The sequence below is a fragment of the Niabella agricola genome (assembly GCF_021538615.1).
In the GTDB taxonomy this organism is placed as follows: Bacteria; Bacteroidota; Bacteroidia; order Chitinophagales; family Chitinophagaceae; genus Niabella; species Niabella agricola.
Genome location: NZ_JAJHIZ010000003.1, coordinates 1,775,527 through 1,799,160, shown reverse-complemented (window position 1 = coordinate 1,799,160; position 23,634 = coordinate 1,775,527). Strand labels below are relative to the sequence as shown.

The window sequence follows — 23,634 nt, the reverse complement described above, 5'->3', positions numbered from 1 at the left end:
TATTATTATGTCAAAAAAAGTTGTTACACTGGGCGAAATCATGTTACGCTTGTCCACTCCGGGTTTTGAGCGTTTTGTTCAGGCGGATTCTTTTGATGTTACTTATGGTGGCGGTGAAGCCAACGTAGCAGTTGCGCTTTCCAATTATGGGTTGAATGGTTATTTTGTATCCAAGGTGCCGGATAATGCCATTGGCCAGGCGGCCATTAATCATTTGCGCCGTTATGGAGTGAATACGGATTTTGTAGCAAGAGGTGGTGACCGCCTGGGAATTTATTTCCTGGAAACAGGAGCCTCCATGCGGGCTTCGCAGGTGATATACGATCGCGCTGGCGCGGCCATTGCCGAAGTGGAGGCCAGCGAGTTTGATTTTGACAAAATATTCGACGGCGCCGATTGGTTTCATACAACCGGTATAACCCCGGCACTGAGTGATAAAGCAGCAGCATTAACCGAAGCTGCGCTGAAAGCGGCAAAAGCAAAGGGCATCACTACCAGCATTGATCTGAACTACCGTAAAAAGTTATGGAGCAAGGAAAAAGCCAGGGAAGTGATGAGCGCGCTTTGCAAATATGTAGATGTTTGTATCGGTAACGAGGAGGATGCGGAAACCACGCTGGGCTTTAAAGCCGCAGATACCGATATTACGAAAGGAGAACTGAACCTGGATGGCTATAAAGATGTAATCCGGCAGATGAAGGAAAAATTCAATTTTAAATATATCGCTTCCTCTTTGCGCGAAAGCTACAGCGCCAGCGATAACGGTTGGAGCGCGCTCGTGAGTGACGGTACGGAGTTTTATCACACACGTAAATATGATGTACGCATCGTGGACCGTGTGGGAAGCGGCGATAGTTTTGCCAGCGGCCTGATCTACGGGCTGGTTACCGGTATGAGCATGGCCGACGCTGCTGAGTTTGGCGTGGCCGCTTCTGCATTAAAACATACCATCCCCGGAGACCTGAACCATGCCACATTAAGCGATGTAAAAACGCTGATGAAAGGCGATGCCAGCGGACGCGTGCAGCGGTAACAAGCAGCAGGCCGGCAACAATTATGAAGAAAATAAAGACGATACAGCGGTTGCTTCTTTTTCTTACACCGGCCATGTTGATTGCATGGACCATCCGGGCGCAGCAACCCGTGCGGCTTGCCATCGCGGGTATTACGCACGGTCATAGCGACTGGATCTACAACCTGAAATTGAAAGGGGATATAGAGATTGCCGGTATTTACGAGAGAAATGCCGACCGCGTACGTGAATTCCGGGAGCGGTATGTCCTACCGGGAGCTCTTTTTTATACGGATTTGAAGCAGATGCTCGACCAGGTTAAACCGGAAGGTGTAATGGCCTTTGGCCCGATGAATGAGCATATAGAGGTAGTACGGGCGGCCGCGCCACGCGGGATCCATGTAATGGTAGAAAAGCCGCTGGCTACCACCTACAGAGACGCGCAGGAAATAACGACACTGGCAAAACGGTATGGCATAAAAGTGCTGACCAATTTTGAAACCTCCTGGTACGCCAGCAACCAGTACGTAAGGAACTGCTTTAAGGATGGCAAACTGGGCCGGTTGCGGAAGGTGTTGGTAAACGATGGCCATGAGGGGCCCTGGGCGATGAACCGGCATTTTGTTTCCTGGCTTACAGACCCGGTAAAGAACGGAGGAGGTGCGCTTACAGATTTTGGTTGCTACGGAGCCAACCTGATGACCTGGTTAATGGACGGTCAGCGTCCTTTATCAGTAACAGCTGTTACGCATCAGAACCGGCCCGACCGGTATCCGAAGGTGGAAGACGAGGCAACGATCATCCTGCAGTACCCCGAAACCCAATGTGTGATCCAGGCCTCCTGGAGCTGGACCTTTAGCCGTAAGGATATGGAGGTATATGGAACCAAAGGGTACGCTATTGCTGTAGACCGGACAACGGTACGAACGCGGCTGGATGGAAAGCTTCCGGAAACCACACAAACCCTGGATCCGCGGCCGGCGCCTTTTGAAGATCCGTTTGCGGTTTTTGCAGGTGTAATACGGGGAACGCTGAAGCAGGATGCCCATGACTTGTACGAACTGCCGGTAAATGTAACGGTGGTAGAGATCCTGGATGCCGCACGTGCAGCTGCGAGAACTGGAAAAACAATATACCTGAAACCCCGGTAAATACCATCTCCGGGGAGGAGCCATTTAATAAGAACTTTATGATCATTGATACAATAAAAAACGGATTGAACTATGCAGCATTGCATCCGCTGTTTAAAAAGGCATTTGACTATATCCGGCAAACAGATCTTTTTAGCACGCCGGCGGGCACCTACGTGGTGGAAGAAGATACAGTAAAAGCAATCGTTTCCGAAGCTCCCGGTAAAAAAGCAGAGACCGCGCTGGAGAAATTTGAATGCCACAGCCGGTTTATCGATATCCAGTATGTGATCAGCGGCACAGAGCAAATGGGCTGGAAGCCCCGGCAGAACTGCATTACGCCAAACGGAGATTACAACCCCGAAAAGGACGTGCAGTTTTATAAAGATGCGCCGGATACATTCTTTACATTGAATGCGGGACAATTCGTGATCTTTTTCCCGGAAGATGTGCATGCGCCGATGATCGGCGACGGCCTGATTAAAAAATTAGTAATGAAAATAAAAATATAAGAATGGCAGTGCAACAAACAATCGACATTATTATAGAACAAGGCATGCTGCCTTTGTACTTTAACGCAGATGAAACCGTAAGTATCGAAGTACTGCGGGCGTTACACGGAGCAGGTGTGCGGGCCGTCGAGTATACAAACCGGGGAGAAGCAGCGTTTAGTAATTTCAAAAAACTGGTGGCCATCCGTAACGAGGAAATGCCGGGCTTGTTGCTGGGAATTGGTACCGTAAAGAATCTGCAGGATGCCCAGAGCTATCTGGAAGCCGGCGCTGACTTTTTCGTGAGTCCGGGCTTTGTTCCCGAAATAGCGGCTTTTGCAGCAGAAAGAAAAGTGTTCTATGCGCCGGGTTGTATGACACCCACCGAGATCATTGCTGCTGAGAATGCCGGTGTTCAATTCATAAAATTATTCCCCGGTGATATGCTGGGGCCGAAATACCTGAGCACCATCCGGGATATTTTTCCGAAGTTGCGGTTTATGCCAACCGGAGGTGTAGATACCACCCACGAAAGTATCGAAGGCTGGTTTAAGGCCGGCGTATGTGCGGTAGGAATGGGAAGCAAGCTGGTGAGCAAGCAATTAATGGCCGATAAGGATTATGCCACCATTGCAGCATCCACAACCGCCGTTTTAAATACGATCCAATCAATAAAAAGTAAGTAGTAATGCAAAAAGCCATAGGAAAATACAGGTGGACGATCTGCGGATTGCTGTTCTTTGCCACAACGGTTAACTACCTGGACCGGCAGGTGCTGAGTTTACTGGCACCTGAACTAACGAGAGAATTTGGATGGAGTAACACTGACTACGGAAATATAACTGCAGTGTTCCAGTTTGTATATGCCTTGTCCATGTTGTTTGCGGGCCGCATTGTAGACCGGTTGGGCACCAAATGGGGCTATGCCTGGGCGCTGATCATCTGGTCTATAGGAGCTATTATGCATGCCGAAGCAGTAAATATCGGCCATGCTTCTAATACGGTACTGGGATGGTTTGGCATTGCCGCGGTACCCGTTTCCATCATCGGGTTTATGATTGCGCGGGCAGTGCTGGGTTTTGGAGAAGCCGGGAACTTTCCGGCCGCGATTAAAGCAACGGCCGAATACTTTCCCAAAAAAGAGCGATCCCTGGCTACGGGGATCTTTAACTCCGGAACCAATCTGGGCGCAATTCTGGCCCCGTTAACCGTTCCCTGGATCGCGGGCCATTGGGGCTGGGAGTCTACCTTTATCATTATCGGCGCCATCGGCTTTCTATGGCTGCTGTTCTGGTTTTATTATTACGATATTCCAGAAAAGCAAAAGCGGCTATCGCAGGAAGAACTGGCCTATATCCAAAGTGATGTGGATACAAACCAGAATCAAACAGTGGCCCCGGGCGCAAAAGTGCGCTGGGTGAAATTGCTGGGATATAAACAGACCTGGTCCTTTGCCATCGGTAAATTTTTAACGGACGGCGTATGGTGGTTCTATTTGTTCTGGCTGCCGAAGTACCTGGCTGCCCAGTACGGGCTGGAAGGAACCGCCCTGGCGTTCCCCTTGTTCGTTTTATACAGTATGACAATGGTGGGTAGTATCGGTGGTGGCTGGTTCCCCATGTACTTTATCAAAAAAGGATACCATGCTTATGACGGGCGTATGCGGGCCATGATCCTGATTGCCCTGTTCCCGCTGCTGGTACTGCTGGCACAGCCCCTGGGGCATATCAGTTACTGGGTACCGGTATTGCTGATCGGGGTAGGCGCTTCTGCACACCAGGCCTGGAGTGCAAATATCTTTACTACTGTTTCGGATATGTTTCCTAAGAAAACAGTAGCCTCCGTAACCGGTATCGGTGGTATGGCAGGGGGGATCGGTGGTGTTGTCGTTTCGCTGGTAAGCGGAAAATTATTTGATCACTATAAGGCTCTGGGGCATATTGAAACCGGTTATTCGATCATCTTCGCCTTTTGCGCGATCGCCTATGTGTTGTCCTGGGTGATTATGAAGTCACTGGTGCCCAAATACAAGCCGATCACGGATCTGTAAAGAACATAAGGTTGTTGGTTTAATTAATGTAAGTAGAAAGATCCCGTCCTGCCGACGGGATCTTTCGATTAAGGATACGGGTTAAGCCTCCGGAGCATAGAGACCCATCGCCCGGGTAATGTCCCCCGTCATCAACCTGTAAGTAGGCCTGTGCCCTGAGACTATCTCAAAAGTCCGAAACCGTCATTTCGATCCCGCCCTTGCCATATGCGTCAAGTTAAGAAACAGGTTTTAGGTGCTGCAGGCTCCTCGTATCTATAGCACGATGTATGGTGGAATACCGGCTCCGCAGGTACCGCTAAAACATGGGGCTCCCATAGGTGTCCAAACGATCTTTTTAATGAATTTGCTGTAAAAGCTACGCTCCCAACGAAGCTGATTGCGCCCGGGTGTGCGCGTCTGCACTTGCTTAGCTTGACGCATATGCGGGATTTCTTTTCACTGCCCGGCGGACTATCTTCTAAGAAAGAAAACGTTCTCCTTCTTGTTTTACGTTCATTGGACGGGTTCTTTCAATAATTACTTCGGAACGGAATAGAAACTACAACAATCAGTAACTGAGGCGGCGCCTCTTTTTTACGCAGCGGATGTGCGTTCAAAAAAAATCCTGCTTAAAAAAGCAGCGCAGCAAGTGTCGTACAGCAAACCGGCAGCAAGCGCTTCAGCTTATTTCTTCGAGAAAAGGGAGCTTGTTCCTTTCGATCTGGGTCTGCGTGCGTTGCCGATCAAACGGCGGTCCGCCGCGGCGGATGACCTTGACTTTTGCTCTACTTTTGGTCAGGCAAAAGTGGATAAAGAAAAGAATGAAATGTGGCTGGTTATCAACGGACTCCACCGTCTGTCATTGGCAGCGCAACAATGCGAAGGCGAAACATCCCGGCAATACCACACTACCCATTGCGACTGTTGCGGATATCGCGGTTAAGGCTCCGGCCCTGGACAGCATGCTCACTGGCCGCAATCCCTTCCACCTTATATCGAAGAGCTCATACGGCTCATTGCATCGACTTTTAATGTAATTTTCAGCAATGAGAATGATTTTTTTTGGCGGCTTCCTCGCAATGTTGATCAGCATCAGTTGCCGCGCACAAGAGGCGTTGAGTAACAGCTATGAGCTCAACAGCGGATGGAAATGTTATAAAGCCGATGCGCTTTCCGCAACACCGGAGCAATTATCTCTAAGCTCCTATTCCATAGATTCCTGGATACCGGCGGTTGTTCCGGGAACGGTGCTGACGACCTTGCTGGAAAATAAAAAGATACCGGATCCGTTCTACGGAATGAATAACAACAATATCCCGGATATCTATCACGTCGGAAAAGACTATTACACCTATTGGTTTTGCAAAGATTTTAACGAAGCCGTTCCTGGTGGTGATGGCCAGGTGTGGCTGCATCTCCGGGGAATAAACTATAGCTGCGATATTTACCTAAACGGGAAAAAAATAAATAAAAGCGTATTCAAAGGCATGTTCCTGCGGCAGCGTTACAATATCACCGCCCATCTCAGCAAGTCTGGAAAAAACCGGCTGGCCGTGATCGTATACCCGCCGGATGCAGTGGGCAACCCCAACGGGGGGCAGGGTGGCGATGGCACCATTGCGAAAAATGTAGCGCATCAGTATGTAGCGGGTTGGGACTGGATCCAGCCCGTTCGGGACCGGAACACGGGTATCTGGGATAAAGTAGTGATCGAAAAGACAAAGGCTGTCATCATTACCGATCCTTTTGTAAAAACAATGGTGCCCGGTACCCGGAAGCCTGCAGGCCGGCAGGATCCCGCCTTTATACATACGCATGCCACTCTTGAAAATGCGGGCGCTGCAAGCGTTTCGGGCATTCTGAAATTTGAGATCAACCATCAGGCCGTTCGTATGCCCGTAACCTTAAAGCCTTTTGAAAAAAAAGAAGTACAGCTCCCGGAGGTAACCATCAGGGCCCCCAAACTTTGGTGGCCTAATACCTATGGTCCCCAAAACCTTTATGCGTCTGTCCTTTCGTTTATAAAAAGTAATCATGAGCTTTCCGACCAGCGAAAAATAGAAGTCGGTATACGGGAAGTAAAGAACCAATGGAACGATCGTACCCGGAGCATGGAAGTGCGGGTGAACGGACAGCCCGTTTTTATAAGGGGCGGCAACTGGATCGTATCGGATGCCATGCTGCGGTTCAGTGATGAGCGTTATAATGCGGAAGTCCGCTTTCACCGGGATATGGGCCTCAACCTGATCCGGGTATGGGGAGGAGCATTGACAGAGCGCCCTGAATTTTATAAGGCCTGCGATGCATACGGGCTGTTGGTCATGCAGGATTTCTGGGGATCGGGCGATTGCAATGGCCGCTGGATGGATCCGAAGAAACTGGATGATCAATGGACCCGGCGCAACTACCCGGATGACCATCCGCTGTTTATCGAATCGGCAGCCGATATGATTAAAATGATCCGCAATCATCCCTCGCTGGCTATCTGGTGCGGGGGCAACGAGATCGTATTACCGCCAGATATCTTCCGTGCACTAAAAGATTCTTTGATACCGGAACTGGATGGTACCCGCTGGTTCATCGATTATTCCAATTCCGACAGCATGTCGTACAATGCCCTGGGCAATAATGGCGATGGCCCCTATGGGATCCAGACATTACCTTACTTTTGGAATCATCGTACCTGGCCCTTCAATTCAGAAATCGGATCGGTGGGTATGGGCGATATTACGTCATTGCGGCGGTTTATTCCCGAAGAGAACCTGGTGCTCCCTGCTGAAAAGGTACGGACAGAGGCCGTGAATGATTCGGTATGGACCTATCATAAATATATTGGCTATGGTAAGTCCATTGAAGCCTATGGCGCTCCCGAAAACCTGGAAGATTTTGCCAACAAGGTGCAGCTGGTCAATTATGATCAATACCGAACGCTCATTGAAGGATTTATCGGGCATCAATGGGATTGGTATACGGGCGTGATCATCTGGAAAACGCAAAATCCCTGGACGGCGCTGCGCGGGCAGATGTACGATTATTACCTGGACCCGAATGCCTGCTTGTATGGTTTGCATACGGGAAACCAGCCTTTGCATGGGATGTTTAATTTTGGAGACAGTTCGGTTTACATTGCCAACAATACCTGGGAGAAAAAAGACAACCTGATGCTGGTGGTAAAAACCTTCGATATGGAAGGAAAAGAACACCTGGTTACACAGGTTTTTTGTGAAGCCATTCCGCAGAATGCAAAACGGATCATGTCGGTAAAAGAGGTTGTCAGAACAATGGGCGCTACCGGAGGCCTGTTCTTAACCATACAGCTGCTTGATGTAAATAAAACGGTGATTGATGAAAATACCTATTGGCTGCCGGACCAGGAAGGGAATTATACAGGACTCAATAAAATGCCTGCCTCCCGGCTAAAGATCCGGTGTAAAAAAACAACGGACGGCAGCATCAATGTGATGCTTGAAAACCCGGAGGGCGCGCCACTGGCCTTTTTTAACCGTCTTTCGGTCATCAACAGGCGCACAGGTCAACGGCTGCTGCCTGCGTTTTACAGTGATAACTATATAACCGTATTGCCCGGGACACAGAAAACAATACAGATCTCGTATCCGGAAGCTGCTTCGGATATCGCAGTATCCGTATTTGGATGGAACCTGAAAGAACAACAAATGCCTGTAAACTAACCAACGGCAATATCGTCAGATGGACAATGCTGGAGTTTTGAACAGCAAAAACGATTGCCTGTAGCCGCAACAATAAATAAGTTGAGGGCCGTTATTCGGCTGCGCCTGAAAGGTATATCAAAGACGGAAATGTGTTGTCTACAATTTTTTTAAAGATGGTGTTTTGTCAACAAAACGCGTTACAGCAGTTTTGTTGACAGGAATTTTGTAAGCAAAATACTGTCAACAGGTTTTTGCTGATCGGCTAGGTGAATGACTTGTTGGGATACATCCTGATTGGGTGGTGAGATAAAGCGCATATTAATCGTAGATAGCATCGATCTCCTTCTTAAACTTCTCCAAAATCACTTTCCGCTTCAGACTTAACTTGGGGGTCATTTCACCCGTATCCACACTCCATTCCTGTGGAAGCAGGGCAAATTTTTTGATCTGCTCGATATGATTAAAGTTGGCATTATGGTAATCGATCACCGACCGGAACAGCTCTTGTACTTTCGGGTTTTTGACAATTTCCTCGTTGCTGCCGGCGCCAAGTTTTTGTTCCTGCATCCAGTCCTTCACTGCATGGAACGAGGGAACGATAAGAGCGCTGACAAATTTTTTATCATTGCCCACCACCATGATCTGCTCAATAAACTTACTTTCCTTCATCTTGTTCTCGATCGGCTGCGGGGCCACATATTTTCCACCGCTGGTTTTAAACAATTCTTTTTTACGATCGGTAATTTTGAGATAGCGGCCATCGATCCATTCTCCGATATCGCCGGTGCAAAGCCAGCCGTCTTTAATCACATCAGCGGTTAGCTCCGGGTGTTTATAATAGCCCTGCATCACACAAAGACTTTTGGCAAGGATTTCACCGTCTTCTGCAAGTTTTACCTGTATGCCATCAATAGCAGGGCCTACCGTTCCGATATAGTTATCTTCCTTGCGGTTTACGCAGATCACCGGGCTATGCTCTGTGGGGCCGTATCCTTCAAAAACAGGAATGCCAGCCGCGTTAAAAATACGCAGCAATTTTTCCGGTGCCGCCGCCCCGCCGGTGATGATAAATTTAATACGACCGCCCAGTGCCGCGCGCCATTTGCTGAATACCAGCTTGCGGGCAATGCCGAGCTTCCAGTTATAAAAAGCGCCCTTATTAACCCGGTTATCATACTGTGTACCCAGGTTAACGCTCCAGTAAAACAAGGCCTTTTTGATTCCTTTCAGTTCCTTGCCCTTGAGCATGATCTTTTCATACACTTTTTCCAGTAGGCGTGGAACTGTTGTAAATCCATCGGGTTGAATCTCTCTTAAATTATCGGCAATGGTTTCCATACTCTCGGCATAATAGATGCCAATGCCACTAAAAAGATAGATATAGGTGATCGTTTTTTCAAAGATATGATTGAGCGGCAAAAAGCTTAATGTTTTGGTTTGCGGCTGGTCTTCAAACGGGAAGCTGGCCTTTGAAAAATAAACATTGCTCACAATATTTTCATGACTGAGCATAACACCTTTTGGAGTGCCGGTGGTACCCGAAGTATAAATGATGGTGGCTGTATGCCGGGGACTGATCATCGCTTTAACGGAAGCCAGGCGTGCTTCCGATGCTTCGGTAAGCGGTGTAAAAAGTTGGGAGTAGTGACGGGCGCCCTCAATATGATCAAAGGTATAGATCTCCTGCAGGAAGTCGCTTTTTACAGACCTAACCTTTTCGAGCAGATCCTGGTTGCTTACAAAGATGAATTTTGCCTGCGATTCGTTCAGGATATATTCCAGCTCATGTGGGTTGGTGGTGGGATAAATGGGGATCAGGATGGCCCCCGTTTGTTGTACCGCAAGATCGGTAAAGACCCATTCGGGCCGGTTCTGGCTGATAATGGCAATCTTGTCGCTTTCCTCCGCGGATTGATCCTTACCGCTCACACCCTTTGCGATCAGGCCAAGCGAGAACTGGTTAACCGTGTTGCTAACATCTGCAGTGGAAAAGGATTTCCAGCTGCCATTGATTTTGGCCGTTAACATATCGGTTTTTGGAAAATGCTTCAATTGGTGGGCAATCGCATCAAACAACCTGTAAGCGGGAAACGTCATAGCTGCTATTTAAATTCTGATATACAAATTAAGCAAAAACTACCGAATAAAAAACCACTCCCGTGAAGAAGTGGTTCTATATGATGTTATGAAAAAAAATTATTTCCGGTTGGAGTAAACCTGGCCCGCGGGCATTTTAAATACCCTCGATTTATGAAACTCGGTAAACTTATCATATACCGCTTTATTAGCACCGGCCCATGTTTCAAAAGCGGACTGGTTATTTGCCGGGCCGAACATCCATTGGTTATAGGCGTCAAAAATGCCGTCCCGCATCAATTGCTGATGGTATTCAAACAAGCGGTATGGGAATTTTTTATTGTAGTTATTGATCCAGTCCAGCACAAAACGCGTGCGGATCATAGCCAGGGTTTCGGGGGTAAGTCCCTGTGCGGTAATGCCCGATTGACGGCCAAAGGTTTCCAAAACGGCCTTGGCGAACGGATTCTTCGAATTGGCGGCCATCTGGGAAAGGTTGCCGGAGAACAACTCTTTATAGGCATCCAGCACCATTTTTTTGATATTGGCCGATTTAGGATTCAGGCTTTCCATATTGGCATAGATTTCTCCATAAAGAATTGCCCATATTTTTCCTTCAGGCTGTTTATAATAATAGATGGCGGCATTGTAATAATTTCCGCTGTAGGAGGGCGCCATCTCCATGCCCTTTTCCCACATACTAATACCCGCTGCACCATTTTTCTGCACTTCCAGCACTTCTCCGTATTCGCTGTAAAGCGGGCCCTGGTTGGGGAATTTTTCGATAGCGGTTTTATAGATCTTTTCCGCTTCTTTTCCATTATCGGTACCCCGGTAAAGTGTACCAGCCAACTGATAGGTAGCTACATCGGCTTTTTCTGAGCCGATCAGGGGTTTAATGATCTCCAGTCCTTTCAGATAATCCTTTTTATAATAATAGGCCAGTGCCAGGTCTTTTTGAACATCGATGTTATTCTTGTCGGCCTGGGCTGCTTTGTTCAGCACCAGGAGCGCATTGTCCATATCGCCCGACATCATAAATTTCCGGGCATTTTCGCGCATGCTCGCAATCTGGTCCTGTCCGAATGCCATAACGGTTCCCATTAAAAAAAGGACTGCGGTAAAGATTTGCTTCATTTTCGATAATTTAAGTAACTGATAAACAGTGCATTTTACTGCTTTTTGCTTATTCTGCAAAAAATAAGCCGAAAGCGCTCTTACAGGACGTAAAAATAGCGGAAAGGGTGGTAGCGGCACAATTTTAATTTTTTATAGGGAACTGTGGAAACTATAGGAATATGAAAATATGGGAATGTGAAAATGGGGAGGCCTATTGGGGGGAATGTAAAATATTGAATAGAAAACTTAAATGTAAGTGAAGATTCCATTCCGGCTCAATATCCTTCCTCCGGAAGAGGGTCGCTAGATCCAAAGGACAAAAAACGAATGTCAAATACCGGCATCCTCAACTGATTACTGACGACTGATCGCTGAAGACACCTGGATCAGCGAATAGTCAATAGTGAATGGTCAACGGATTACAGAACGTAAAACGCATTCAACTTTGAATGCTAAATCTCGGGAAGTATATTGATATAAAAACGGATCAGACGAGAACGCTTGAACGTTAAACCTGGAACCATTACAACAAATGCGTCAGCAATCCATCCCGTAGCTTGGGTTCAAACCAGGTGCTTTTAGGCGGCATTACAATCCCGCTGTCGGCAATAGCAAATAGTTGTTGAATGGTAACCGGGTAAAGACTAAAAGCGACTTTCATTTCCCCGCTATTGACACGTTTTTCCAGTTCCTTTATGCCCCGTATTCCGCCCACAAAGTCGATGCGTTTATCGGTGCGCTGATCTTTTATGTCCAGCAGCTTATCCAATATATTTTCTGCAAGGATCGACACGTCCAGGATGCCGATCGGATCTTCAGTATAGGTTCCCGGCCGGCTGCGCAGGAGGTACCATTTGCCTTCCAGGTACATGCCGAACTCATGGAGCTGCGTTGGCTTTACGGCAATTTCAGAGGCGGTGATCTCAAAATCCTCATGCAGGGCGGCAATGAAATCTACGGCCGTATGGCCATTCAGGTCGGTTACTACCCGGTTGTAGTCGAGAATGGCCAGTTCTGTGGCCGGGAAAATAACCGTAAGGAAATAGGCTGCCTCCCTGTTTTCTGGTAGTGCCTGGTGCACTTTTGCGGCGGAAGCTGCGCGGTGATGTCCGTCGGCGATATAAGTGGCCGGAACCTGTTCCCGGAATAATAAGGTGATCTGTTCAATTACAGGCAAGGCATCCACCACCCAGATCGCGTGCTGAATACCATCGGCAGCTATAAAATCATACTCCGGTTTGTGATCATTTTTCCAGTTGCTGATCAGCGCATCCAGTTCCGCTACATTGGTATAAGCAAGAAACACTTTACCCGTTTGCGCTTTAATGGACTTCATATGCTCAATGCGATCCTGTTCTTTCTCCGGCCGGGTGAACTCATGCTTTTTAATAAAGCCATGCTCATAATCGGCCACGGCGGACGCAGCCACCAATCCGGTCTGGCTCCGCCCATCCATCACCAGCCGGTAAATATAATAGGAGGGTTGGGCCTCGGGAAACAGGATGCCCTGTTTCTGAAAGGCCATCAGGTTTTCTTTTGCCTTTTCGTAAACAGCCGCGCTGTGAGGATCTACATCCGCGGGGAGATCTACTTCCGCCTTTGTAATATGCAAAAATGAATAGGGATTGTCGCGGACTTCATCCCTTGCTTCTTCACTGCTCAATACATCGTAGGGGCGGGAGGCCACCCTGGAAGCCAGTGCTCTTTGGGGTCTCAGGGCTGCAAACGGTTTGATAATCGACATAATGTTATAGCGGTTTATGAATCTTCATTTTTTGGGGTGTCACCGGGTACCGGCGCATGCTGCTCCATTTCTACCACGCCGCCGGTTACGGTATACTTCATAGCATCTCCGGGTGTAATCGCATCGATCAGCTGCACCCGGTTGCGGGGCAGGATATATAGTTGCCCGGCAAAATTATAGGCCTGGGGTACATAAACGCCTACCATATTGGCACCCAGGTTAAATTTGGTCATTTCTTCATCGGTAATAAAGCCCACGATCCAGATGTCCCGGTCAAATATATTGGCCAGCACGGGTTTGGTGAACTTCTTTTTATCGCCGGCAAAGGCACGGAAAAAATCTTTTATAGAAGTATACAGCAATTTGATGCCTGGAGTGCGCTCCAGCCAATGATCAAAAAAGCTGATCACCGCTTCCATGATCAGGGAGCTGCTGACCCAGCCGATGAACAGGATAAACAGGATGATGGTCAGAAATCCCAGTCCGGGTATCACCATCACCGGGCGCAGCAGGTTATCTACCCAGTTAAAAAGCTGGTAAAGGATATAGATCGTAATGGTGATCGGGGCCAGGATGATGAGTCCCTGCAGGAAATAGCGGAATAGCTTCTTTACCAGGAGGTCTTCTTTTTTATGCTGCACGATAGCCATGTATCCGGCAAAAATAAAAATTTTGGCAGTAAGTACGGCTGAGTTATTCTTTTAGTCGGTTCACCGGTAAAAAAATGCCGTTTACCGGTATGCGCAGTGACCGGAATGGAGGGATTGATAACTTCGGTTAAGTTTTTTGAAAAAAAACTATGGAAACTTTTTCATGTTTTAAAGTTTCCATAGTTTCGCATCGCAAAATGGAAGACGAAAACGAACATAAGGTGCATATCCGGAACCAGGCATTGCAATTATTTATGCAGTATGGCGCCCGGAGCGTAAGCATGGATGATATTGCATCCGCGGTGGGAAGCAGTAAAAAGACGATCTACCAGTATTATACCGATAAGGATCAGCTGGTGGGCGATGCGATTGAAAAGGCGTTGTACGATAATGGCATCCAATGTAAAACCTATCGCCAGATCGCCGACAATGCGGTGCATGAAGGCTTCCTGGCTATTGAGCAGACCTCTGAACTGTTCAGGAATATGAACCCGGTATTGATAAATGACCTTAAAAAGTATCATCCCAGGGCTTACCGGAAATTTTTAGACTATAAGAACGAGTTCATTTACGACGTAATCGTTGCAAACATAAAGCGAGGAATTGAGGAGGGGCTATACCGGGATGATTTCGATATCGGCATTGTTGCGCAATTCCGGGTGGGAAGTATTGACATCCTCTTTATGCCGGAGTTTTACAACAAGGTAAAGCAGGGGATGTTCCGGATACAGCGGGAAGTGTTTTATTTTTTCCTGCATGGAATGGCAACACCCAAAGGACTGAAATTAATCGAGAAGTATAAAAAACATAAACCAAAAAATCATTCAGATGCAAAAGATTAGGCTGATGGTGATGGCCATCATGGGGCTGATGATAGCGGGCGCAGGTAAGGCGCAGGACAGCACCCATTATTTTACATTGCAGCAGGTGTTGGAGTATGGACAAAAGCACAATGTGCAGGTGAAAAATGCCCTGCTGGATATTCAGTTGCAGCAGCAGGTGAACCGGGAGGTTACGGGTAGCGCGTATCCGCAGATCAGTGGAAGGGCCGGCATTACCGATAATATAAAGATCCCAAAAATGTTTTTTCCAAAGGGAATGACCAATTTTTTGGCCGGAGAGAATGCTCCTCCATTAGCGGAGGATACGTATATTAGTAATCTTTTTTCGGCGCCCTGGAGCGGAATGGCCGGTGTTTCGTTGTCACAGCTTCTTTTTGACGGGCAGGTGTTTACCGGTCTGCAGGCGCGGAAAACGTTGATTGACTATAAAGCAAAAACGTCGGAAGTTACAGTTGAACAAATACGCCAGAACATCGCCAAAATTTATTATCAGTTGGTGGTAAGTAAAACACAGATCGCGCTGATTGATTCCAACCTGGCGCTGGTGCAGAAAAACAGGGATGATACCAAAATTATGTACGATAACGGGTTTGCAGAAAAACTGGACATTGACAAGCTGGATGTGCAATTGGCCAACCTAAAGTCTCAACGCAACCAGGTATTGAATTCCGTTAGCAACGGATACATTGGGTTAAAGGTATTGATCGGAATGCCTGTGCAGGAAGAGCTGGTACTCACCGACGAACTGACAGATGAACAGTTAAAGGAAGGAATTGTAGAAGCGGTTACGGAATTTGATTATAGTCAACGAAAAGATTTCCAGACAGCATTATTGGGTAAAAGACTTGGCGAATTGGAAGTACAACGGTACCAATACAGTAAGATACCCACAGTTTCTCTTAGCGGTTCCTGGGATTATATGACCCAAACGAACAAAATAGCCAAAATGTTTAACGGTACGGCAGAATGGTATCCTGTTAGCTCTATTGCGCTTAATATAAGCATACCTATTTTTAATGGGTTCGCAACAAACGCCCGTATCGCCCAGGCCAAAATCAAGTTACAGCAGACCGAAAATCAGATTGAAGCACTTAAATTAACAATTGACCAGGAGCGTAGGGCTTCGGTAAATACCTTTAAATCAGCGATTGCTGATATGGATTACCAAAAGCAGAACATGAAGCTGGCAGAGAACGTATATCAGCAGACCAAGAAAAAATATGAGATGGGTACCGGCAGCCAGATTGAAATTGATAACGCAAGAGTACAGTTGCAATCGGCTCAAACCAATTATTACAATGCCCTGTACAATGCCGTTGTGGCAAAAGTGGACTTCTTAAAGGCCATCGGTAAATTTTAACATCCAAACTATTAATACTATATTTTATGCACAGCGTTTTAAAAACCACATTAACGATCACGGCTTTTGCACTGGTGCTTTATTCCTGCGGAGGCGGAAAGGAGAAGGGAAAGGCCGGCGATCTGAAAGCCAAAATCGAAAAGCTGAAAGCCGCACAGAAAAAGAACAATGAAGAACTGGCCAAACTGGAAGGAGAGCTGGCAAAACTGGAGCCCAATACCGTTAGGGCAAAATTTGTAACCATACAGCCCATCGGCAGCAATGCCTTTGATCACTATATCGATTTGCAGGGTAAGATCGATGCCAAGAACAGCGCCTATGTGGCACCCAAGGGTATGGGTGGCGTGGTAAGGGCCATTTATGTAAAGCAGGGTGATCGCGTAAGTAAAGGGCAAACCCTGGCCAAACTGGATGATGCCGTACAACGTCAGCAGGTGATCGCCGCAGAGCAGCAAACCGGCCAGATCAAGGCGCAGCTGAAGCTGGCGCAAACCACCTATGAACGCCAGAAGAATCTTTGGGATAACAATATTGGTGCCGAGATCCAGGTGATCCAGGCCAAAACCAATGTAGATGCCTTAACCAGCCAGCTGCGTGCTGCAGAAGCCCAGATCCAGCAAGCGCGCGAACAACTGAGCTATACCAATGTAAAAGCGGATATCAGCGGCGTGATCGACCAGGTAAATGTGAAAGTGGGAGAGGCTTTTGTGGGCATGGCAGGAACGGTTCCGCAAATATCCATTGTAAATACATCGGTGTTAAGACTGATTGTAAATGTTCCGGAAACCTATATCGATCGCATCAAAGCCGGCACACCGCTGAAGATCACATTGCCGGATGCGGGTAACAAGGAAATCTCCACAAAGGCAAGTGTAGTGAGTAAACTGATTGACCCGACCACCCGTTCCTTCTATGTGGAAGCTGCTGTGCCGCAGGATCCTTCCATACGGGCCAACCAGCTGGCAAAAGTACAGATCCAGGATTACAGCTCAAATGAGGCCATTACGGTACCGGTAAATACCCTGCAAACCGATGAAGAAGGAAAATTTGTACTGGTTGCCGTAAAAGAGGGGAACAACCTGGTTGCCCGCAAAAAAAGGGTAGTGGTAGGTGAACTGTACCGCGATAAGCTGGAGATTAAATCCGGGCTGGTAAACGGCGATCAGCTGATCACCGAAGGGTTCCAGAGTTTATACGACGGGCAGGTAGTAACTACCCAGGCCCAGGCTTCGAAATAATATTCAGTAAGGAATGCTTCCGGCATTGTTACAAATAATTTAAGTTTATGAGTGCTTTAGAAAATTTTACGGGAAAGTTCAAGGAGTTCTTCCTTACCAGCTGGGCGGTTAAAAACCGCACCACGGTGTACTTGCTGATCGTGATGGTTTCGCTGTTTGGGGTATACAAATTTGTCGCTACCCCAAAGGAAAGCTTTCCGGATGTGGTGATCCCCAACGTATACATCTCCACGATTTATGTGGGAAATTCACCTAAAGATATTGAGAACCTGGTAACGCAGCCCATCGAAAAACAATTGAAGGGAATGACGGGCGTAAAGGTTACCAAGGTAACCAGCAGCTCTTTCCAGGATTATTCTTCCATTATGGTAGAATTTGGTTCGGATGAGAAAGTAGAAGTGGCGTTGCAGAAGGTGAAAGATGCGATTGATAAGGCCCGGCAGGACCTGCCTACGGACCTTACACAGGAGCCCACTGCGTTGGAAGTGAGTATGTCTGAAATGCCCATCATGTATGTGAACCTGAGTGGTGATATCGACCGGGTGCGGTTAAAAGAATATGCGGATAAGATGAAGGATCGTATCGAAGAATTGCCGCAGATCACCAGGGTTGACCTGGTGGGCGCCCCCGAGCGTGAATTCCAGATCAATGTAGATAATGCCAAAATGCAGGCGGCAGGAGTCACTTTTGATGATATTGCCAATGCTGTAAAAGCGGAGAACCGGGATATTTCCGGTGGGTTGCTGGAGGTAGGGAATATGCGGCGTAACCTGCAATTGAAAGGGCAGTTTAAGACTGCAAGGGATATTGAAGAAGTCATTGTGCGCAACAATACCGGCAACCCGATCTATCTGAAAAATATTGCTGCGATCAAGGATACCATAAAGGAAACGGATAGTTACGCCCGGTTGGATGGTAAGACCGTATTGACCTTAAACATCGTAAAACGCAGCGGGGAGAACCTCATTGAAACCAGTGATGCTGTGAAAGCCATCAGTGAGGATATGAAGAAAACGGTATTCCCGCAAAACCTGAACGTGACCATTACCGGTGACCAGAGCATCTCTACCCGTACTTCTTTCAACGATCTGGTAAACTCCATTGTAATCGGGTTTATACTGGTATTGATCATCCTGATGTTCTTTATGGGGCTCACCAATGCTTTCTTTGTGGCATTGAGTGTGCCGCTGAGTATGTTTGTGGCCTTTATGTTCATACCGGTTGGAGAGGCCTTTATCGGTACCAATATCACACTCAACTTCATGGTGCTTTTTGCACTGCTGTTTGGATTAGGGATTATCGTGGATGATGCCATCGTGGTCATTGAAAATACCCACCGGATTTTTACGGAAGCAAAAGGAAAGATAAGCCCGCAAAGGGCATCCATGATGGCCGCCGGAGAAGTTTTCGTGCCGGTACTGGCAGGTACGCTTACCACACTGGCCCCCTTTGTGCCGCTTTTATTCTGGCCGGGGATCATTGGTAAGTTTATGATCTATCTGCCCCTCATGCTGATCTTTACGCTGGCGGCCTCCTTATTTGTGGCGTTCCTGATGAACCCGGTATTTGCGGTAGACTTTATGAACCATCCGGAGAATCCGGAGCATAAGAAGAAGTCGGATGTATTCCGCTCCCGGCCCTTTGTAGTAATGATCATCATTGGCGTGCTCTTTGATCTCATCGGGATACCCATGGGTAAAGGAAGCCTCGCCTTCTTTATCGGGAACCTGTCCTTCTTTATGGCAATCCTTACCGTACTGCATACCTATTTCTTCGACGACTGGATCCATAAATTTCAGAATAGGGCCCTTCCCTGGATCATGGGGCATTATGAAGACCTGTTGAACTGGGCACTGAAGGGCTGGAGACCGGTATGGCTGCTGCTGGGCGCCTTTGGTCTGCTGATTGTTTCCTTCATGATGTTTGGCGCCTCTGCCGGAGCCGGACGTACCAAGATCGTTTTCTTCCCGTCTTCAGATCCCAACTTTATCTATGTATACCTGAAGCTGCCCAGTGGTACCGATGTAAAATACACAGATTCGATTACACGCAGCCTGGAATCGAAGGTAAACCAGGCCCTGGACATCGATCCTGCCAAAGGGAAAAAGAACGCCGTGGTGGAAAGTGTAATCGCTAACGTAGCGGTGGGTGCAGCGGATCCAAACAGTGGAGACAGAAGCACCCGCAGCAACCTGGGACGGATCCAGGTTTCCTTTGTAGAGTTTGAAAAGCGGCATGGGGTAAGCACAGCGCCCTACCTGACCAAGGTGCGCCAGGCCATCAAAAATATCCCGGGGGCAGAGATCTCTGTAGAGCAGGAAAAAAATGGTCCGCCTACGGATCCTCCCATCAATATTGAGGTAGCCAGCGAGGAATTTGATAACCTGATACCGACGGCAGTAAGCCTGAAGAATTACCTGGACAGCCTCCAGATTCCGGGTGTGGAAGAGCTGAAAATGGATGTTGATCTGAGCAGTCCCGAAGTGACCCTGAAAGTGAACCGGGAGCGGGCCTTAAGCGAAGGGGTTTCTTCCGGCCAGATCGGGATGCAGATCCGTACCGCCTTATTTGGCGATGAGGCCAGCAAGATCAAGAACGGGAAGGATGAATACAAGATCTATGTGCGGAATACGGAGCTGCAACGTAAGAACCTTACCGATCTGCTGAACATGAACGTGGTGTTCCGCGACATGGCCACCGGAAAAATAAAAAGCGTGCCGATCAGCTCTGTGGTGGATGTGGATTATACCAATACCCTGGGAAGCGTACAGCGTAAGAACCAGAAGCGGATGATCACCCTGCGCAGCAATGTGCTGGAGGCCGAAGGATATACGCCAACAGCTGTAAATGCGCAGATTAAATCAGCCATTGATAATTTCCATGCTGCCGGTGATGATGTTACCATTAAGCAAACAGGAGAAGGAGAACAGCAGGCAGAAACCGGGGCCTTCCTGGGAAGAGCGCTGATGATTGCCCTGGGATTGATCCTGCTGATATTGGTATGGCAGTTTAACTCAATGAGTAAGTCGGTGATCATCTTAACCGAGATCATATTCAGTATCATTGGCGTGCTACTGGGCTTCACCTTAACCGGAATGGCGGTATCCGTAGTAATGACCGGGGTTGGTATTCTTGGACTGGCTGGTATCGTTATCAAGAACGGGATCCTTGTAATTGAATTTGCGGATGAGCTCCGGGCCCGCGGCCTTAAAACCCGGGAAGCGGTGATACAGGCTGGTAAAACGCGGATCATTCCTGTGCTGTTAACGGCCCTGGCTGCTATTATGGCGTTAATTCCGCTGGCGGTTGGATTTAATATCAACTTTGTTACCATGTTCTCCGAGCTCAATCCCAAGATCTTCTTTGGCGGCGATAACGTGATGTTCTGGAAGCCCCTTTCCTGGACCATTATCTTCGGTTTAGCGTTTGCATTCTTTATGACCCTGGTAATGGTGCCCAGTATGTACCTGATTGCAGAAAGGCTGAAGCGGCCCATGCGTAATACGTTTGGTGGCAAGTGGATTTCCTTCCTGGGAATACCTCCGGCAATCCTGTTATTTATCCCGCTGATGTTGTATACCATGTTCCGCCAGCGACGGAAAGTAGCCCGCCGCAGAAACCGCCTGGCTGCCCGGAAGAATACAGTAAATGAAGCCTATATCGGCAGCTGGTTCTAAATTCCATTAACCTTGTAATAATGCAAAGACGGCGATTTCCGGATCGCCGTCTTTTTTTTATGCGAGAGAGAGCTCGCAGAACAAAAAAAGCTCCCGGAAGGGAGCTTTCATATCCATTATAAAATAGAATTAATAACGATCGCGGTATCCGCCGCCGCTTTTGTTGTATCCTCCGCCGCTTTGGCCAAAGCTTCTTTTCTTATAGCCACCGCCGCCGCCGGAACCGCCTTCTTTCGGACGGCTTTCGTTTACAACGATGTTACGGCCGTCTACTTCAGTACCGTTTAAAGCTTCGATAGCTGCTTTTGCTTCATCATCGCCGGCCATTTCTACGAAACCAAAGCCTTTGCTGCGGTTTGTGAATTTGTCGGATACGATTTTGGCAGAGGTTACTTCCCCATAAGGAGCGAATAAATTCTGTAAGTCCTGGTCTTTCAGGTTCCAGCTTAGGTTTCCTACGTAAATGTTCATTTTATTTGAATTTAAAAAAATAATAGAGTGCTAAAACAGTACCAAATTCAATGAACATTAAAAATATTCTGAAGCTTTTTACTGAAAGAACACTATGTAATCCATATCAAATATAGACTAATTTTCTGGCAGCCCAATTTTTTTTGGCAGAAATAACAAAAAAAACACACCGGGAAGGTGTGTTTTTAATAAAATCAGCAAATAGGGATTATTCTGCAACAACCTCAAATTCAACTTCAGTGCTGTGCCCGCCGCCGAAATCGATGGTTGCTTTATAAGACCCCAATTCTTTAATATCTTCAGTAATATGGATCTTTTTGCGGTCAATTTCATAACCTTTTTGCTCGCGGATCGCCCTGCTCAGTTGCAGGTTGGTTACGCTACCAAAGATTTTGCCGCTGGTTCCTGTTTTAGCACCCAGTTTTAACGGTGCTGCATTCAGTTTGGCAATAACGCTGTTGATTTCAGCCAGCATCGCCTCTTCTTTCTTGCGGGCTTGTTTCAAACGCTCCTCCAGCTGCTTTTTGTTGCTGGCGCTGTTTTCAACAGCCATTTTACGGGGAATCAGGTAGTTACGGGCATATCCGTTTTTAACACTCACCACCTCGTTGGCAGCGCCTAAATTATCCACATCCTGGATCAGAATTACTTCCATTGTATTTGTTTTAGTTCCCGGAGCCCAATCGGTGATTGTGACTGTCTGGCGCCGCAGCGCCATTAGGGATGGTTACTAATATAAAAGTGAATAGTGAATGGTCAATTGATCATTCACTATTGCCTATTTTAAAAGATCGGTTACATAAGGTAACAAAGCCATTTGACGGGCTTTCTTTACCGCGTCAGAAACCCGGCGCTGAAATTTCAGGCTGTTTCCGGTTAAGCGACGGGGCAATAATTTACCTTGTTCGTTCAGAAACTTTTTCAGGAATTCCACGTCTTTGTAATCAACGTAGCGGATGCCATATTTTTTAAAACGACAAAACTTTTTAACACGCTTGTCGGTTTTAATGGCCGTCAGATATTTAATTTCATTCTTTGCCATAGTTTAAGCCTCCACTGCTTTTTCGGTTCCTGTTTTAACGCCACTGTTCTTTTTTGCATTATACTCAACGGCGAATTTATCGAGTTTAGTGCAGAGATGACGAAGTACTGATTCGTCACGCAGAAGCTGTATTTTCAGCTTCTCATTGAAGTCGGATGGCGCACTGTATTCCAGTACCCAGTACAAGCCTGTGGTTTTTTTCTGGATCGGATACGCCAGTGATTTTAGTCCCCAGGGGTTTTCGTGTACGATAGTACCACCTGCTTCAGTTACCATACCGGCAAACTTTTTCTGAGCGGCTTTAAACTCATCTTCACTTAAAACCGGGGTAAAAATCACCATCAATTCATAATTGTTCATTACCCAAATTGTTTTTAAAAAATAAATAAATGAACCTTAGGTTGCCCTAAGGGGCTGCAAAGATAGGGATTTTCTGATTTCTGACGGCTGCCGGCCGCTAACCGGGAGGATTTTTAGGGGCTGTCGGCTACAGGAATCCTACGCACTGCGGTTCCCTGCCCACCTGCAATCTTTGCGCCGCCCCCGTTTCCCGGCTGTAGCAAAGGATTTTCGGCTAAGTAGGGGAAGCCCTTCAGTATTGAATATGAATTCTTTAGCTGTTCTTCGAGACTTCAAGTCTCGAAGAACGTATTTTTACGGCACTTTAATGTTACAACAGATGCAAAAAGTCAATATTCCTTCGGATCGTCCTGTTTTTGAGGGTGAAATCGCTACTTATTGGTTTGAGGAGTGCATATTGGTATCGCTTTCAAAAGCAGTGAAACGTACGGTAGCGAATATTTCGGGTAATGTAACATTGGTGAAGGAGTTGACCGGGGGAAAAAGAATGCCTTTGCTGATCTATCTCGCAAAATCACCTGTTCCGGATAAAGCAACCCGGAAACTTTCTGCGGAGCTGCTGGCCGTAAATTATAAGGCAATGGCCATGGTTTCGGAGCCGGGGCTTGGACAGCTGATCATGAAACTGGTATTCCGGTTTAAACCATCACCGATACCGGTAAAAAGCTTTACCAATGATCACGATGCAAAAGCATGGCTCCGGCAATTTATTTAAAAAC

The 23,634-nt window shown here is 47.3% G+C and carries 20 protein-coding genes; 12 read left to right on the top strand and 8 right to left on the bottom strand.

From position 1 onward, the window contains the following. Positions 1–7 precede the first annotated feature (7 nt). The 7 genes from LL912_RS12920 (at position 8) to LL912_RS12890 (ending at position 8,354) form a co-directional block, all read left to right on the top strand. On the top strand, positions 8–1,033 hold the full coding sequence (locus tag LL912_RS12920) for a sugar kinase (protein WP_235553989.1): 1,026 nt from the start codon (positions 8–10) through the stop codon (positions 1,031–1,033). 23 nt (positions 1,034–1,056) lie between these two features. After that, positions 1,057–2,163 (top strand): Gfo/Idh/MocA family protein, encoded by a 1,107-nt coding sequence (locus LL912_RS12915; RefSeq protein ID WP_235553988.1) that lies wholly within the window; start codon positions 1,057–1,059, stop codon positions 2,161–2,163. A gap of 38 nt (positions 2,164–2,201) precedes the next feature. Continuing rightward, positions 2,202–2,654 (top strand): YhcH/YjgK/YiaL family protein, encoded by a 453-nt coding sequence (locus tag LL912_RS12910; protein WP_235553987.1) that lies wholly within the window; start codon positions 2,202–2,204, stop codon positions 2,652–2,654. Between the two features lie 2 nt (positions 2,655–2,656). Beyond that, on the top strand, positions 2,657–3,319 hold the full coding sequence (locus LL912_RS12905; RefSeq protein WP_235553986.1) for a beta/alpha barrel domain-containing protein: 663 nt from the start codon (positions 2,657–2,659) through the stop codon (positions 3,317–3,319). A gap of 2 nt (positions 3,320–3,321) precedes the next feature. Continuing rightward, a complete protein-coding gene (locus tag LL912_RS12900; RefSeq protein ID WP_235553985.1) occupies positions 3,322–4,683 on the top strand; it encodes an MFS transporter in 1,362 nt (453 codons plus the stop codon). Between the two features lie 589 nt (positions 4,684–5,272). Further along, positions 5,273–5,608, top strand: a complete 336-nt coding sequence (locus tag LL912_RS12895; RefSeq protein ID WP_235553984.1) for a hypothetical protein — start codon at positions 5,273–5,275, stop codon at positions 5,606–5,608. 103 nt (positions 5,609–5,711) lie between these two features. Further along, on the top strand, positions 5,712–8,354 hold the full coding sequence (locus LL912_RS12890) for a glycoside hydrolase family 2 protein (RefSeq protein ID WP_235553983.1): 2,643 nt from the start codon (positions 5,712–5,714) through the stop codon (positions 8,352–8,354). A gap of 300 nt (positions 8,355–8,654) precedes the next feature. Here the strand turns inward: LL912_RS12890 and LL912_RS12885 are convergent, their stop codons facing one another. The 4 genes from LL912_RS12885 to LL912_RS12870 form a co-directional block, all read right to left on the bottom strand. Beyond that, positions 8,655–10,433, bottom strand: a complete 1,779-nt coding sequence (locus tag LL912_RS12885; protein ID WP_235553982.1) for an AMP-dependent synthetase/ligase — start codon at positions 10,431–10,433, stop codon at positions 8,655–8,657. Between the two features lie 99 nt (positions 10,434–10,532). Continuing rightward, on the bottom strand, positions 10,533–11,549 hold the full coding sequence (locus LL912_RS12880; protein WP_235553981.1) for a tetratricopeptide repeat protein: 1,017 nt from the start codon (positions 11,547–11,549) through the stop codon (positions 10,533–10,535). 505 nt (positions 11,550–12,054) lie between these two features. After that, on the bottom strand, positions 12,055–13,275 hold the full coding sequence (locus LL912_RS12875) for a DUF1015 domain-containing protein (protein ID WP_235553980.1): 1,221 nt from the start codon (positions 13,273–13,275) through the stop codon (positions 12,055–12,057). 14 nt (positions 13,276–13,289) lie between these two features. After that, the gene (locus LL912_RS12870; protein ID WP_235553979.1) at positions 13,290–13,925 is read right to left on the bottom strand and encodes a DUF502 domain-containing protein; all 636 of its coding nucleotides are present in this window, start codon (positions 13,923–13,925) and stop codon (positions 13,290–13,292) included. Positions 13,926–14,074: 149 nt separating this feature from the next. Between LL912_RS12870 and LL912_RS12865 the strand changes: the two genes are divergently transcribed. The 4 genes from LL912_RS12865 to LL912_RS12850 are packed head-to-tail and all read left to right on the top strand — an operon-like array spanning position 14,075 to position 21,042. Beyond that, the gene (locus LL912_RS12865; RefSeq protein ID WP_235553978.1) at positions 14,075–14,767 is read left to right on the top strand and encodes a TetR/AcrR family transcriptional regulator; all 693 of its coding nucleotides are present in this window, start codon (positions 14,075–14,077) and stop codon (positions 14,765–14,767) included. After that, complete coding sequence (locus LL912_RS12860; RefSeq protein WP_235553977.1) at positions 14,754–16,127, top strand: TolC family protein; 1,374 nt, start codon at positions 14,754–14,756, stop codon at positions 16,125–16,127. The genes LL912_RS12865 and LL912_RS12860 overlap by 14 nt, the downstream gene beginning before the upstream one ends. Before the next feature lie 26 nt (positions 16,128–16,153). Further along, positions 16,154–17,365 (top strand): efflux RND transporter periplasmic adaptor subunit, encoded by a 1,212-nt coding sequence (locus tag LL912_RS12855; protein ID WP_235553976.1) that lies wholly within the window; start codon positions 16,154–16,156, stop codon positions 17,363–17,365. Positions 17,366–17,412: 47 nt separating this feature from the next. After that, entirely contained in the window at positions 17,413–21,042 is a 3,630-nt protein-coding gene (locus LL912_RS12850; protein WP_235553975.1) for an efflux RND transporter permease subunit, read from the top strand. Positions 21,043–21,171: 129 nt separating this feature from the next. Here the strand turns inward: LL912_RS12850 and LL912_RS12845 are convergent, their stop codons facing one another. The 4 genes from LL912_RS12845 to rpsF form a co-directional block, all read right to left on the bottom strand. Next, positions 21,172–21,513: an RNA recognition motif domain-containing protein gene (locus LL912_RS12845; protein ID WP_235553974.1), complete on the bottom strand. Its 342-nt coding sequence runs from the start codon at positions 21,511–21,513 to the stop codon at positions 21,172–21,174. 208 nt (positions 21,514–21,721) lie between these two features. Continuing rightward, complete coding sequence (rplI, locus tag LL912_RS12840; RefSeq protein ID WP_235553973.1) at positions 21,722–22,168, bottom strand: 50S ribosomal protein L9; 447 nt, start codon at positions 22,166–22,168, stop codon at positions 21,722–21,724. Positions 22,169–22,291: 123 nt separating this feature from the next. Next, complete coding sequence (rpsR, locus tag LL912_RS12835; RefSeq protein ID WP_018629905.1) at positions 22,292–22,555, bottom strand: 30S ribosomal protein S18; 264 nt, start codon at positions 22,553–22,555, stop codon at positions 22,292–22,294. 3 nt (positions 22,556–22,558) lie between these two features. After that, complete coding sequence (rpsF, locus tag LL912_RS12830) at positions 22,559–22,915, bottom strand: 30S ribosomal protein S6 (protein ID WP_235553972.1); 357 nt, start codon at positions 22,913–22,915, stop codon at positions 22,559–22,561. 319 nt (positions 22,916–23,234) lie between these two features. Here rpsF and LL912_RS12825 point away from each other — a divergent pair, with 319 nt between their 5' ends. Then, entirely contained in the window at positions 23,235–23,630 is a 396-nt protein-coding gene (locus LL912_RS12825; protein ID WP_235553971.1) for a DUF7793 family protein, read from the top strand. Positions 23,631–23,634: the final 4 nt, after the last annotated feature.